The following is a 14258-nucleotide window of genomic DNA, read 5'->3' as shown; positions in this document are numbered from 1 at the left end:
GTGGGGCCGCGGGCAGGAAGGCATGAAAAAATACCGCTGTCTAGGACATGGCTGGTGCCGTGACAAGATACAATGCCCGGGGCTCCACCGCCTCTTCCAACTCTCTACAATCATTATCCCGCTGTCCAATTTGGAAGCGGCTCACGACAACCTTCAGTTCTTCGGCGATCGCGTGCATATGCGCTGCGGCGTTGGCGAATTCCTGGGCTCCGGCGCCGCTTTCTCTGATGACTCCGGTGACGTGACTGATGTTCCCAGCCACCGCATGCACCGACAGGCTCTGCTCCTCTGCGGCCGTGGCGATCTGACTCACCTCTCCGGCAATCGATTCGATGGTCGCCGTGACGGCATTCAGGGCCTCGCCCGTGGAAAACGCCTTGGCCACGCCGCGCTCCGCCTCGCCAACCCCTTTTTCCATGGCATCCATGGCGCGACGCGTCTCCCGCTGGATCGCCTTGATCATTTCGGAGATCTCACGCGTGGCGGCCGTGGTGCGCGAAGCCAGGGCGCGGACCTCGTCGGCGACCACCGCGAAGCCCCTCCCCTGCTCTCCCGCGCGGGCGGCCTCGATGGCTGCGTTTAAGGCCAGCAGGTTGGTCTGGTCCGCGATGTCGTTGATGGTGTCGGTGATCTCGCCTATCTGCTGAGAGCGCCTGCCGAGCTCCGCAACGACGAGGGAGGTCTCGCGGGAATGCGCCCCTATCGCCTGCATGGTCTCGATGGTCTCGCCCATGACGCCGCGAGCCGATTCCACGGCGCGGTTCGCGATGGCGACGTTGTCGGCGGCAACCGAGCAGTTCCGGGCGATCTCGGATGCCGTGACGTTGATCTCCGCGCTGGAACCGGCCACCGAGTCTATCTCCTTGCCCGCCAGCACCGCACGCTGCACCATCCCCGCGGATCTCTCGCTCAATGTGCCGGAGGCGTTGGAAAGGCTCTTCGATTCCGTGGCGATGCAGGAAACGACCGAGTGCAGCGTCTGCGCCATCTGGTTCACGTTGCGGGAGAGGCGGTGCAGTTCGTTCCGGGAGTCTTCTTCCGCATGTGCCGCATCGACCCGAACGGTGAGATCCCCCGAGGCGATCTCGGCGACCTTCCCCCCGACGGCTGCGAGGGGCGCGGTGATGCTGCGGGATAAGAAGTACCCCGCGGCCAAGGCGGCCGCCGCTCCCAGCGAAAGGAAGAGCGCGCTCACCCCGAGCGCGAGCCGCGCCATCCGGTCGTTGTCGGCAAAACTCTTTTGCGCCTGGGTTCTGTTCAGGGCGACGACCGCCGCGATCCCCTGGTCGACCCTGGCGATGACATCTCCCCCCTGGTTGCGCATGATGTTGATCGCTTCGTCCCGGCGCCCCTCGGCGGCCAGATCGACGATCTTGTCCCTGAAGAAGCCGTACAGCTTCAGGTCCTCGGCGATGCTCTTTTGCAGCTCCCTCCCCTGCGGGGTGCGGTTCGAGGCGAAGAACTCCGCCAGCCCCTGCTCCACCTTTTGCGTGCAGCGGTTCAACTGCTCCCGGTGCTCCTGCCGCTCCTGTTCGGAAGGGTCCATGATGATGTCCCGCAGCAGGTACAGGGAGGCCTGGTAGTCCCTGACCAGCTCCGGAAGTTTGCTAAGGGGGACCAGGTTCCCGGCGTACATCGTTTCCGCGCGTGCCCCGACCTCGTAGATGCTCCCCGCCGCCACCATGCCGCTCACCCCGCAAAGCCCGGCCACCAGCAAAAAGCCGGCTAGGATCTTCCTTCCGAGCGGAAGTCCCGCGTACCACTTCATGGTCACCCCTTTTCTTCCCGTTCTGACCGCACCGCTCAAAGGCCGCTTTGTCATAGCAACTGTCTCCGACCTGCCGAGGCCATCACAGGCTCCGGTCTGCCGGAAGACGGGAAGCTCTTGTGGCATGCCGCGCAGCAGACTTCCTTCTCACTCACTCTCACCCAAGGCGTCACGTTCTTCGTGTCGCACCAGTCGCAGTACCAGATGTAACGATCACCTACCGGCATAAGATCCATGTGTTCACTCCTTCTCTCTCTTCTCATTTTTTGAAGGGAAGGATAGCGCCGGTATGTTGCAGCGGTGTTGCAGTCGCGTTAATTCGATCAGAAGATTTCGAGCGCTCAGTCATCGCCACCAGGCAAAGGCCCCGCATCCCCCTGGCCTGGCGGTGACAGTAGCGCAGGCAATCCGGTTTTAACGCTCTCTTAATGCCTTCGGGACCTATTTTGACGCCGTCTTAAGGCTCCGAAGACTATCTTTGACAGTGCGGTAAACTGAAAGGTGGAGAGAGATAATGAATAACTACGGATGGATGCAAACCATCGTCTTTTTCGTGATACTCCTGGCGGCGGTCAAACCGTTCGGGGCTTACCTCGCCCGGGTGTTCCGCGGCGAGCGTACCTTCCTGTCGCCTCTTCTCGTCCCGTGCGAAAACCTCCTGTACCGGGTGTGCGGCGTGGATAGAAACGAGGAGATGCCCTGGCGGCGTTACGCGCTGTCGCTGGTCCTTTTCAACCTGGCAGGGGGCGTAGCACTCTTCGCCATCCTGCTTTTGCAGGGCGCGCTCCCCTTAAACCCGCAAAAGCTCACCTCCTTTCCCTGGCACCTAGCGCTGAACGCCGCGGTGAGCTTCATGACCAACACCAACTGGCAGGCCTATTCGGGCGAGACGTCAGCAAGCTATTTCACCCAGATGTTCGGCTTCACGGTGCACAACTTCCTATCCGCCGCAACCGGGATCGCGGTGGCCATCGCGACGATACGCGGCTTCGCAAGGCACCGCACCGAACTCATCGGCAACTTCCACGTCGATCTCACCCGGTCAATCCTCTACGTGCTCCTCCCGGTCTCGCTGCTCGTCGCCCCCCTTCTGGTTTCCCAGGGGGTGATCCAGAACCTGAGCCCCTACAAAATGATGCCCCTGGTCCAGCCCCTCACTTACGACAAGGCGAAGGTGGACGGCGGCGGCAACGCGGTGCGCGACGCGCGGGGTAACGCAGTCACCGAACGGGTTGTCGTGCGGGAGGTGACGGTACCGATGGGACCGGTGGCCTCCCAGGAGGCGATCAAGGAACTCGGGACCAACGGAGGCGGCTTCTTCAACGCCAACTCGGCGCACCCCTATGAGAACCCGACGCCGTTTACCAACCTGATCGAGGCCTTCCTTATCCTCCTGATCGGCGCCTCGCTCACCTTGACCTTCGGGGAGATGACCGGGAACACGCGCCAGGGGTGGGCCATCCTCGCGGTGATGCTCGCCCTGCTGGTCCTGGCCGTCGGGATCAACTACGCGGCCGAGTCCGCCGGAAACCCGCTCGTTGCAAAACTCGGCGTGCAACAGGTGAACTTGGAGGGTAAGGAAACGCGCTTCGGCGTTGCGGGAAGTGCCCTTTTCAGCAGCGCCACCACCGGCACCTCATGCGGCGCGGTGAACGCGATGCACGACTCTATGACTCCGCTTGGCGGGATGGTACCCCTGTCGCTCATCCTCCTATCCGAGGTGGTGGTCGGCGGCGTGGGGACCGGGCTCTACACCATGATCGCCTTCGTGGTGATCGCGGTGTTCGTTGCCGGGCTCATGATCGGGCGCACCCCGGAATTTCTCGGCAAGAAGATCGAGGTGGCCGAGATGTGGATGTCCATCGTGACCGTGATGACCTCCGGCGTCCTGGTGCTCTTCTTCACGACCCTGGCCCTTTGGACCCCTCAAGCGGTCGCCTCCATGGCGAACCCCGGCGCCCACGGCCTTTCCGAGATCCTCTACGCCTTCGCCTCCATGTCCAACAACAACGGCAGCGCCTTCGCAGGTCTCGCCGCGAACACCCTCTTCTACAACCTGACCGGCTCCCTCGCCATGTTCGTCGGGCGTTTCGCCCCCATCGTCGCTTCCCTCGCCATGGCGGGGTCGCTCGCCGGGAAGAAGTACGTCCCGCCGAGCCTCGGGACGCTCCCAACCGACAAGGTCCCCTTCGCCCTCTGGCTCTCCCTGGTCATCCTCGTCGTCGGCGCGCTCACCTTCTTCCCGGCTTTGAGCCTCGGGCCCATCGTCGAGCACGTGACCATGCTGGGAGGGAAATAGCCATGTCCAAACACGCACCGGCACCGGTTTCCATGTTCGACCCGTGCATCCTTAAACCCGCGCTCGTCGAGTCCTTCAGAAAGCTCGACCCGCGCGCGCTCTGGCGCAACCCGGTCATGCTGAGCGTCGAGGTGGCAAGCGTCGTCACCCTCTGCACCTTCGCCATGTCCCTCTCGGGCAAAAACGGCGAGCCTCCCTTTTTCACCGGCCTCGTCTCGCTCTTTCTCTGGCTCACCGTGATCTTCTCGACCTTCGCCGAATCCCTCGCCGAGGGGCGCGGTAAAGCGCGCGCCGCATCTCTTCGCAAAAGCCGCACCGAGGTGACGGCGAAGCGGCTTAAACGGCCGGAACTGAACGCCCCCTACGAGGCGGTCCCGGCGGAACAGCTCAGAAAGGACGACTACATCCTGGTCGAGGCGCACGAGATGATCGCCGGCGACGGGGACGTGGTCGCCGGAGCTGCCCTTGTGAACGAGGCGGCGGTGACCGGAGAATCGGCGCCGGTGGTGCGCGAATCCGGCGGCGATCGCAGTGCCGTCACCGGCGGAACCGAGGTGATCGCAAACAGCATCGTGGTGCGCATCACCGCGAACCCGGGGGAGACCTTCCTCGACCGGATGATCTCGCTCATCGAGGGGGCGAAAAGAAGGAAGACGCCGAACGAGATCGCGCTTGAGGTGCTCCTCATCGCGCTCACCCTGGTCTTTTTCCTGGTCTGCGTGAACATCCGCCCGCTGTCGCTCTACAGCGCGGGGGCCGCGGGGCACGGTGCGCCGGTCTCGCTCACCGTGCTCGTCGCCCTCTTCGTCTGCCTGGCCCCCACCACGATAGCGGCCCTCCTCCCCGCGATCGGCATCGCCGGGATGGACCGGCTCTTCCAGAAGAACGTCATCGCCCTCTCCGGGCGCGCCATCGAGGCGGCCGGGGACGTGAGCGTGCTCCTGCTCGACAAGACCGGCACCATAACGCTCGGCAACCGCGAGGCGGTGGAATTCGTCCCGGTAGGCGGTCACACGGAAGCGGAGGTGGCGCAGGCCGCACTCATGGCGTCGCTTTCCGACGAGACCCCGGAGGGGCGCAGCATCGTCGCCCTCGCCCGCGAGAAGCACGGCCTTGTGGCCGAGCTCCCGGCCGACGGACGGAGCGTCCCCTTCTCAGCCGAGACCCGTCTTTCGGGGCTGGACACGGCGGGGGTGAAATACAGAAAGGGTGCTGCCGACTCGGCGGTCGCCTTCGTTACGAGCTTCGGCGCGTCAGGCGTTCCGGCCGACCTACCCGTAATTGTGGACCGCATCGCCCGCGCCGGGGCGACGCCGCTCGTGGTGTCGCGCGACGCCGACGTGATCGGGGTGATCAACCTGAAGGACATCATCAAGGGAGGAATCCAGGAGCGCTTCCAGCAACTGCGCAGCATGGGGATCAAGACGGTGATGATCACCGGCGACAACCAGTTGACCGCGGCCGCCATCGCCGCCGAGGCCCAGGTGGACGACTTCCTCGCCCAGGCCAAACCCGAAGACAAGCTCCGCCTGATAAGAGAGCACCAGGAGGCGGGTTTCATGGTGGCGATGACCGGAGACGGCACCAACGACGCGCCTGCCCTCGCACAGGCGGACGTGGCGGTGGCGATGAACACCGGGACGCAGCCCGCGCGCGAGGCGGCCAACATCATCGACCTCGACTCGAACCCGACGAAGCTCCTGGACATCGTCGAGGTGGGAAAGCAGATCCTGATGACGCGCGGCAACCTGACCACCTTCTCGATCTCCAACGACGTCGCCAAGTACTTTGCCATCGTCCCCGCGATGCTCCTCTCCATCTACCCGCAGCTCGGTGCGCTGAACGTGATGCGGCTCGGCAGTCCGCTCTCCGCGATCCTCTCGGCGGTCCTCTTCAACGCCCTGATCATCCCGTTCCTCGTGCCGCTGGCGCTCAAGGGGACCAAATTTCGCCCCATGCCCGCCGAGAGGCTCTTGATCCGCAACCTGCTCGTTTTCGGCGTCGGCGGGGTCGTCGCCCCCTTCGTCGGCATCAAGCTGATCGACATCCTGGTCGGCATGATGCTATAGGAGAACCGACATGAAAGACATGCGCCCGACGCTTATGCTGTTCATCGCCTTCACCCTGCTTTTGGGGGGCGCCTACCCGCTCGTCGTGACCGGCATGGCCCAGCTCGCCTTCCCGAGCCAGGCAAACGGCAGCTTCATCGCCGATGCCGGTGGAGTCAGCGTCGGTTCCCGGCTGATCGGCCAGCCCTTCACCGGGGCGAAATACTTCTGGCCCCGCCCCTCGGCCACCGACGGCTTCCCCTACAACCCGATGGCCTCGGGTGGCTCCAACGCGGGCCCCACCAACCCGGATTACCTGAAGACGGTTGCGCAAAGGGTGCGGGCCTTAAGGGAAAGCGGCGTGACGCGGACGCTGCCTGCCGAGCTGGTGCAGGCGTCCGCGAGCGGCCTCGACCCGGAAATCTCGCCGCAGGGGGCCGCCATCCAGGCGGAGCGGGTGGCGCGGGCGCGCGGGATGAAGGCGGTCGACCTGGAACGCCTGATCGCCAAGCACACGCAGGGGCGGCAGCTCGGCTTCATAGGGGAGCCGCGGGTGAACGTGCTGGAGTTGAACCTGGCCCTTGACACGATGAAGTAGGAGCCTCGATGCGAGACGACGAGACATCAAGACCCTCACCGGAGACGCTGCTCAAGGTGGCGCAGGCCGAGGAGGCCCAGGCCGCGAAGGGGAAGCTGAAGATCTTCCTCGGTTACGCCGCCGGGGTCGGCAAGACCTACGCCATGCTGCAGGCCGCGCACGAGCGCCTGCACGACGGACGGGACGTGGTGGTAGGGTACGTGGAATCCCACGGCCGCAGCGAGACGGACCTCCTGCTCGAGGGGCTCGAGGTGGTCCCCCGGGCACAGGTCGAGTACCTCAGCGTCGCCCTTCCCGAGCTCGACCTCGACGCGGTGCTCGCGCGCAGGCCGCAGATCGTCCTCGTCGACGAGCTCGCCCACACCAACGCCCCCGGAAGCCGTCACCCGAAAAGGTGGCAGGACGTCGAGGAGATCCTTTCCGCCGGGATCGACGTCTACACCACGGTGAACATCCAGCATTTCGAGAGCCTGAGGGACGTGGTGGCGCAGATCACCGGGGTCGTGGTCAGGGAGAACGTCCCCGACTCGATCCTCGACCAGGCCGTGGAGATCCGGCTGGTGGATATCCCCCCCGAGGACCTTTTGCAGCGCCTCAAAGAGGGGAAGGTCTACATCCCGGAAAAGGCGGCGCGTGCCGCGGAGAACTTCTTCAAGCCCGGAAACCTGATGGCGCTGCGCGAGCTCTCCCTGCGCCGCGCCGCCGCGCGCGTCGACGACCAGGTGCGCGCCTACATGGAGTCCCGCTCCATCCCCGGTCCCTGGCCGGTTGCGGAGCGCATCCTCGTCTGCGTGAGCGGAAGCCCCTTCAGCGAGACCCTGATCCGCACCACGAGGCGCCTCGCCGACGACCTTAAGTCCACCTGGCACACGGTCTACGTCGAGACGCCGGGCGCCGGGAAGCAGCTCCAGGAGAACCGGGAGCGGGTATGGAAGGACCTGCGCCTCGCCGAGAGCCTGGGCGCCCAGGTGGCGACCCTCACCGGCGCCTCGGTTCCCGAGGCACTCATCGACTACGCGAGGAAGAACCACGTCACCAAGATCGTGGTGGGGAAACCGACCAAGCCGAGGTGGCGCGAGTTTCTCCGCACCCCCCTCGTGGACCAGATGATCCGCCTTTCCGGCAGCATCGACGTCTACGTGGTCAGCATCGCGCCGGCCGAGGCGGCGAAGAAGGAGGGGGTGCTGCACCGGAAGCGCCCACCGCTCTCCGGCTTCCTGAAGAGCCTTTTGCTCGTGCTGGCCGCCTCGCTTTTATGCCAGCCGGTCCACGCCTTCCTCGCGCCTACGAACCTCGTGATGATCTACCTCTTGGCCGTGGTGCTGGCGGCGCTGCGCTTAGGGCGCCAGGAGGCGACCTTCACCGCCTTTCTGAGCGTCCTCGCCTACGATTTCTTCTTCGTCCCCCCGAGGTTCACCTTCGCCGTCTCCGACACGCAGTACCTGATCACCTTCCTTGCGCTTTTCGTAGTCGGCGTCGTGATCAGCACCCTGGTTTCGCAGACACGTGAGCGGGCCGAGGCGATCCGGCGGCGGGAGGCGCAGACCGCGACCCTTTACTACCTGAGCCGCGACCTCGCGGCGGTCTCCGGTCTCGATGCGATCCTCGACGCGCTGGTGAGGAACATCGAGGAGAACCTGCAGGCGCAGGTGGTCGTGCTTCTCTCCGAAGGGGAACGCCTCGAGGTGCAGGCGGCAAGCGGCGGGTTCACCCTGGGGGCCAAGGAGGCCGCCGTCGCCGACTGGGCCTTCAGGAACCGTGCACCCGCGGGGAAGGGAACGGATACGCTTGGCTCGGCGAAGCTCCTCCACCTCCCCTTGCAGACAAGCGGCGACGTCCTAGGCGTTATCGGCATCAGGTTTCGCGAGGAGCAAGAGTTCACCTCGCCCGAGTGCCGTCGGCTGGTGCAGGCCTACGCCGCCCAGGCTGCGCTCGCGGTGGAGCGGGCGCAGTTCGCAAGGCAGGCGGAACAGGCGCAGATCCTGAAGGCTCGTGAGAGCCTGGAGCGCGCGCTTTTGAACTCGGTCTCCCACGACCTGCGCACCCCTCTCGTCACCATCACCGGCGCGCTCGGCGCCCTGCGCGAGAAGGATGTGGCACTGGCGTCCGAGGCGAAGAGCGACCTCTTGGAGGCTGCGTGGGAGGAGGCTGGGAGGCTGAACCGTTTCGTCGGGAACCTCCTGGACATGACGCGGCTGGAATCGGGTGCCCTTAAGGTGAAGGAGTCGCCCACCGACGTCCAGGACTTGGTCGGGTGCGCCCTGGCAGTGCTGGAGCCGCATCTGGGAAGGCGCAGCGTGAACATAGCGGTCCCCTCCGGGCTCCCCCCGGTGCGGATGGACATGGTGCTCATGACCCAGGTGCTGGTGAACCTATTGGACAACGCGCTCAAGTATTCTCCCCCTACAAGCCCGGTCGAGGTGGCAGCCGACATCGTGGGGGACTGGCTCACCCTGGAGGTGTCCGACCGGGGTCGCGGCGTTCCCGCCGGGGATCTCTCCCACATCTTCGACAAGTTCTACCGGGTGCCGGTACCGGAAGGCGCGGGAGGGACCGGGCTCGGGCTCTCCATCTGCCGTGGCATCGTCGAGGCCCACGGGGGAACCATCGAGGCGCACAACCGCTCCGGCGGCGGCCTGCGCGTCACCGTCTCGCTTCCCGTGATCTGAAAAGGAAGGTGAAAAGATGCAAAAGGTGAAAAACGAAGGCGGCCGCCCCCGCATCCTCGTGGTCGACGACGAGGCGGCCATCCTGCGTTTCCTGAAGAGCGCCCTGCCGGGCGAGGAGTACTCGCTGCACTTCGCAGAGAACGGTCATGCGGCGCTCGCCGCCGCCGCTGCGGCGCGTCCCGACCTCATCCTGCTCGATCTCGGGCTTCCCGACCTGGACGGCGTTGAGGTGATCAGGCGGATCCGCGAATGGTCACCGCTTCCCATCATCGTGCTCTCGGTGCGCGACCGCGAGGACGACAAGGTCGCCGCGCTTGACGCGGGCGCGGACGACTACCTGGTGAAGCCGTTCGGGGTGGCGGAGCTGCAGGCGAGGATCAGGGTGGTGCTGCGCCGCTCGCTGCAGCAGGCGCCCGAGCCGGTCTACCGCTTCGACGAACTGGAGATCGATCTGCAGCGAAGAAAGGTCACGCGCGGCGGGACCGAGATCCAGCTCACCCCCACCGAGTACGACCTGCTGCGCCTGCTGGCAAACCACGCGGGGATGGTGCTCACCCACGGCCAGATCCTGAAGCAGGTATGGGGGAACACGTATGCCGACCAGCAGAACGTGCTCAGGGTGACCATGAGCAACCTGCGCCAGAAGATAGAACCCGTCCCCTCCCGCCCCCGCTACATCATCACCGAGCTCGGCGTCGGCTACCGGCTGAAGTCGGCGTAACCGCTCTTCGCCGGTCGCCCCGCCCCAAGTCTCACCAAAACTTTCACGCCTTCGTAACACAACCGCAAGAATTCTCACCTATGCTGCGGCCATCTCTAAGGAGGAGGCCACATGCAGCGAAGCCGTGCCAGGCTGGCCGACATAAGCAGGGGTGCCGTCGCAGCCCCGCCTCACCTGCCGGTGCAGGGGGTGCTCGCCCTGTTTCAAAGGGACCCCGATCTGCTTAGCGTCGTCATCGAAGAAGAGGGGGACTTCCGGGGGTGCGTGAACCGCAAGGAGCTCCTCACCCTGCTGAGCCGCCCCTTCGCCATGGAGCTGTACGCGAAGAAGCCGGTGCTCACCCTCATGCAGGACCTGAAGGGAAAACGGATCGTACTCCCGCCCGAGCTCGACGTGGACGAGGCCGCGGTGCAGCTCCTCTCGCTCGACCCCACCCTGCAGACCGAGGCGTTGGCCCTGGTGGATGACAGGCGCTGTCGCGGCATCGTATCGGTTTCCGACCTCATGATGACGGTGGCGGAACGGCAAAAGGAGCTGCTGGGGGCGCTGGACCGCCTGAGCTCCCGCCTGCGCGAGGAGGTCGCCCTCGGCATGAAGATCCAGCAGGACCTTCTCCCCCCGCCCGACTATCGCTTCGGCAGCCTGACGGTCGGGGCCGGCATAGCCACCTGTTCCGAGATCGGCGGTGACTTCTTCGACTATTTCAGTGCGGGCGACAACATCCTCGGCATGGTAATCGCGGACGTAAGCGGCCACGGCGTGCAGGCGGGCATGGTCACCACCGCCGCCAAGGCGAGTCTCCACACCCTGGTATCCCTCGGCGTCACCACCCCTTCCGGGCTTTTGGCCGGTATGAACAGGGCCATTCTCGCCACGGCGCGCCGCACCCTCCTGATGACCTGCCTGATCGCCTGCGTCGACCTGGGCCGAGGGGTGATCACCTTCGCCAACGCCGGGCACAACTATCCGCTTCTGCTGCGTCGTGAGGCGGCGCGCGCCGAGCTGCTGGATACGGAGTCCGGGTTCCCGCTCGGGTTCGACCGCGAGGCCTGCTACCCGGAAACGAGCAGCGCTTTCGCACCCGGAGACCTTCTTTTTCTTTACACGGACGGCCTCGTGGAGAGCACGCCCCCCGGCGGTGAGGAACTCGGCTACGATCGGCTGGAAGAGCTTCTGGTCCGCGGCAGGGAGCTTCCCGTGGGGCGGATGCACGATTACCTCATGAGTGCCGTGGCGGGCTTTACCGGGGGCGGAGCGTTGGAGGACGACGTCACCACCCTGGCTGCCCGATTCGAGGCTTAGAACCCGTTCTACGTTCTGCGTGATGATCACTTACAGGGAGAAACAAATGCAAAAGATAGCCGTGCTCTGCCTCGATGAGACGGACCGCAAGGGATGGGACGAGGCTTTCCGGGGGATACCGCACGTCATGATCGTAACCGCGGAGAACGGTCTGACCCGGGCGCTGGATAGCATACGCGCCATTGGGGAGGACCTGCGCGTGGCGGTGATTTCCTCACTGTTGTACCCGTACCCTCACCCGGGACTGGTCGGCTTGCTGCGCGAGCTGAACCCGGACCTGGAGGTGCTCCTGATCTCGCGGGAGGCTTGTGCACCACCGCTTAAGCCACTCCTCGAGGACCGCATCAGACACCTCTGCATAATGCCGGTGCAAGCAGGGGTGAACGAAGCATGCCTCCCGGCCGTGATCGACATGCTGCTCAAGCAGCGTGGCTGGGACATCTCCTGCTGCCTCAAAGAGGGAACCGTGCTGCACTCCTATCGGTTGAGCTCCAGCGACGAAAAAGAGGACCTCATCGCGAAACTCGAAGAGCTCCTGGACGGCGAGGGCGAGGAGATGGAACTGCTCAGGCAAAAAGGCGCGCTTCTCGCCGACGAGCTCCTGGAGAACGCGATGTACGACGCCCCCCGGAGCGGCTGCGGGGACCGTCTTTTCAGCAAGGGACAGCGGCGCAGCATGCTGCCGCGGGAGGACATCGTCTTCAGCTTCGGTTTCGACGGTGAGACCCTGTCGCTCGCCCTTACCGACAACTGGGGCAGCCTGGACCCGGACGAGGTGCTCGAGTACCTGACCCGAAACGAGGAGGAGACGCTCGATTGCGGCGACCCCGGCGGCCGTGGGCTCTTCATCGTGTGGCGCTTCCTGGACCGCTTCCACGTCGCCGTGACGCCGGGCCACTCGACCAGGGTCGGCGGCAACCTGCATCTAAAGTCGACACTTCCCCCCGAAGCACCGCGGGGATTCCACATCATGAACCGTTGTGAGGAGGTAGCTGCATGAATCTGGCAAATTACGTATCAAACGAAGAGGACTGCTTCATCCTTGAGGGGATCATCGACGCGCACGCCGAAGACGCGCTGAAAGAGATCCCGAAGAAGGTCAAACACCCGGTGGCGAGGTTCGACTTCAGCCTGGCCGGTCGCATCAACTCCATGGGGATCGCCCTCATCCTGCGCTGCTTCAAGGAGATCAGCGACAAGGCCGAAATCCGCATCGAGGGGCTGAACCAGACGCACAGCATGCTGTTCAAGATGACCGGAGTGTTCCTGCTGGCGGCACCGGTAAAGGCTCAGGGTGGGCGGAAGGAGGGGACGGCGTGAAGGCGATCAACTACTTGTTCGGCAGGCTCTTTCACGACATGGACCGGCCGCTCGAAAAGCTGCGGGAAATCCGGGACTCCTACAGGGAACTCAACGTGGAGATCTACGGCGAACAGTTGGCCCGCATCCTGAACGAATGGTGACTGCATCCGCAGCCCGCAGCGGCGGACGGTTCAGCATGGAGAACGAACAAATGATGCAAGAGCGGTCAACGAACTGCCAGGACAATTACAGCGCCGAAACGGGCGCCATGCCTCCAGACGGCATCGCTCCCGTACCGATCCGGCGACTGCGCAGTTTCGCCGGGCTTTCCAGTCGGCGCAGCGACGTTAGTTCGATGCTCTCAGCCACCATCGAAGCCACCCTGGACGGCATCATGGCGGTCGACGCGGGGGGCGAAATCGTCGCATGCAACCGGCGCTTCCAGCAGATGTGGGAGATCGACGAGGAGATACTGGTATCGGGCGATTCGAACCGGATGCTGATCTCCCTGCTCGGCCAGGTGCGCGACCCTGTCCTCTTCTTCGAGAAGGTGACCGAACTCTACTGGCAGCCCGACCTCGAGAGCTACGACTTGGTGGAGATGCGGGACGGCCGGTGGCTTGAGCGCTTTTCCAGGCCGCACTACGAGGATGGGAAGCTTGCCGGCAGGGTCTGGACCTTCCACGACATCACCGAACTGAAGAAGATGGAAAGCCAGCTCCTCCACGCGCAGAAGATGGAGGCGATCGGCACCCTCGCCGGTGGCATAGCGCATGATTTCAACAACATCATGACCGCGGTCATCGGCTACACCGATCTCCTGATGATGGAATTCAACCCTCCCGCTCCTTTCAAGGGTTTCCTCGAGAACATCCACACCTCTTCGAACCGGGCCATCGCGCTGGTCAGAAACCTGCTCGCCTACAGCAGGCAGGAACCCGTCTACACCGCGCGCATGGACGGCAACACGCTGGTGGAAAACGTGGTCGTGCTGCTGGAAAGGCTTGCGGGCCAGTCCGTCGCCTTCGAATGGCGTCCGTCCCGGTCGCTGCAGACGGTGCTGGTGGATCAGGCGCAGATGGAGCAGGTCCTGGTGAACCTTGTGACCAATGCCCGGGACGCCATGCCGGACGGGGGCAGGCTCACGATGACTCTGGACGGCGCGGTCCTCGGGGCCGACGACGTGGACGGCTACGCCAAGCCCGGCCCCTACGTCCGCATTTCCGTTTCGGACACAGGCTCTGGAATCGACGAGGCCACGCGGGCCAGGATCTTCGACCCCTTCTTCACCACCAAGGAGGTCGGCCAGGGAACGGGTCTCGGGCTGTCCATCAGCTACGGCATCGTGAAACGGCACGGCGGCTTCATCAAGGTGGAAAGCGAAACCGGCAGGGGTACCACCTGCACCATCTTCCTCCCCAGGACCGATGCCGCCTTAACCCTTTCCCCCTAGTCCTTCCCCACCTGAGCGCCTTTCGAACCGGCCAAACATCGGTGAAAGGTTCATAAACATTTAGCCAATCTGTAACAACGCTGTAACATTTCTCCGGC

At 64.5% G+C, this 14258-nt stretch carries 12 protein-coding genes; 10 read left to right on the top strand and 2 right to left on the bottom strand.

Features of this window, described 5'->3' with window-relative positions; all coding sequences use genetic code 11:
- Window positions 1-40 precede the first annotated feature (40 nt).
- Window positions 41-1822 (bottom strand): HAMP domain-containing methyl-accepting chemotaxis protein, encoded by a 1782-nt coding sequence (locus tag E8K79_RS08670; RefSeq protein ID WP_162604631.1) that lies wholly within the window; start codon window positions 1820-1822, stop codon window positions 41-43.
- The gene (locus E8K79_RS08665; protein WP_136514392.1) at window positions 1819-2004 is read right to left on the bottom strand and encodes a hypothetical protein; all 186 of its coding nucleotides are present in this window, start codon (window positions 2002-2004) and stop codon (window positions 1819-1821) included. The genes E8K79_RS08670 and E8K79_RS08665 overlap by 4 nt, the downstream gene beginning before the upstream one ends.
- A gap of 278 nt (window positions 2005-2282) precedes the next feature.
- Between E8K79_RS08665 and kdpA the strand changes: the two genes are divergently transcribed.
- The 10 genes from kdpA to E8K79_RS08620 all read left to right on the top strand — a co-directional run bounded on the left by kdpA (window position 2283) and on the right by E8K79_RS08620 (window position 14160).
- Entirely contained in the window at window positions 2283-4067 is a 1785-nt protein-coding gene (gene kdpA, locus E8K79_RS08660; RefSeq protein WP_136514391.1) for a potassium-transporting ATPase subunit KdpA, read from the top strand.
- Window positions 4068-4069: 2 nt separating this feature from the next.
- Complete coding sequence (gene kdpB / locus E8K79_RS08655) at window positions 4070-6136, top strand: potassium-transporting ATPase subunit KdpB (RefSeq protein WP_136514390.1); 2067 nt, start codon at window positions 4070-4072, stop codon at window positions 6134-6136.
- Between the two features lie 10 nt (window positions 6137-6146).
- Window positions 6147-6713, top strand: coding sequence for a potassium-transporting ATPase subunit KdpC (gene kdpC, locus E8K79_RS08650; RefSeq protein WP_136514389.1), 567 nt, complete (start codon window positions 6147-6149; stop codon window positions 6711-6713).
- Between the two features lie 8 nt (window positions 6714-6721).
- A complete protein-coding gene (locus tag E8K79_RS08645; protein ID WP_136514388.1) occupies window positions 6722-9382 on the top strand; it encodes a sensor histidine kinase in 2661 nt (886 codons plus the stop codon).
- A 16-nt stretch (window positions 9383-9398) separates the two neighbouring features.
- Window positions 9399-10103, top strand: a complete 705-nt coding sequence (locus E8K79_RS08640; RefSeq protein ID WP_136514387.1) for a response regulator — start codon at window positions 9399-9401, stop codon at window positions 10101-10103.
- A 111-nt stretch (window positions 10104-10214) separates the two neighbouring features.
- Complete coding sequence (locus E8K79_RS08635; protein ID WP_136514386.1) at window positions 10215-11405, top strand: PP2C family protein-serine/threonine phosphatase; 1191 nt, start codon at window positions 10215-10217, stop codon at window positions 11403-11405.
- A gap of 46 nt (window positions 11406-11451) precedes the next feature.
- Entirely contained in the window at window positions 11452-12405 is a 954-nt protein-coding gene (locus E8K79_RS08630) for a hypothetical protein (protein WP_136514385.1), read from the top strand.
- Complete coding sequence (locus tag E8K79_RS08625; RefSeq protein WP_136514384.1) at window positions 12402-12725, top strand: STAS domain-containing protein; 324 nt, start codon at window positions 12402-12404, stop codon at window positions 12723-12725. The genes E8K79_RS08630 and E8K79_RS08625 overlap by 4 nt, the downstream gene beginning before the upstream one ends.
- The gene (locus tag E8K79_RS21105; protein WP_162604611.1) at window positions 12722-12868 is read left to right on the top strand and encodes a hypothetical protein; all 147 of its coding nucleotides are present in this window, start codon (window positions 12722-12724) and stop codon (window positions 12866-12868) included. Before E8K79_RS08625 ends, E8K79_RS21105 begins: the two co-directional genes overlap by 4 nt.
- 35 nt (window positions 12869-12903) lie before the next feature.
- On the top strand, window positions 12904-14160 hold the full coding sequence (locus tag E8K79_RS08620) for a two-component system sensor histidine kinase NtrB (protein WP_246043767.1): 1257 nt from the start codon (window positions 12904-12906) through the stop codon (window positions 14158-14160).
- Window positions 14161-14258 lie beyond the last annotated feature (98 nt).

This window comes from Geomonas edaphica (genome assembly GCF_004917075.1).
GTDB classification, from domain to species: Bacteria; Desulfobacterota; Desulfuromonadia; order Geobacterales; family Geobacteraceae; genus Geomonas; species Geomonas edaphica.
The sequence above is the reverse complement of the archived record's forward strand: the minus strand, read 5'-3'. Positions and strand labels throughout refer to the sequence as shown.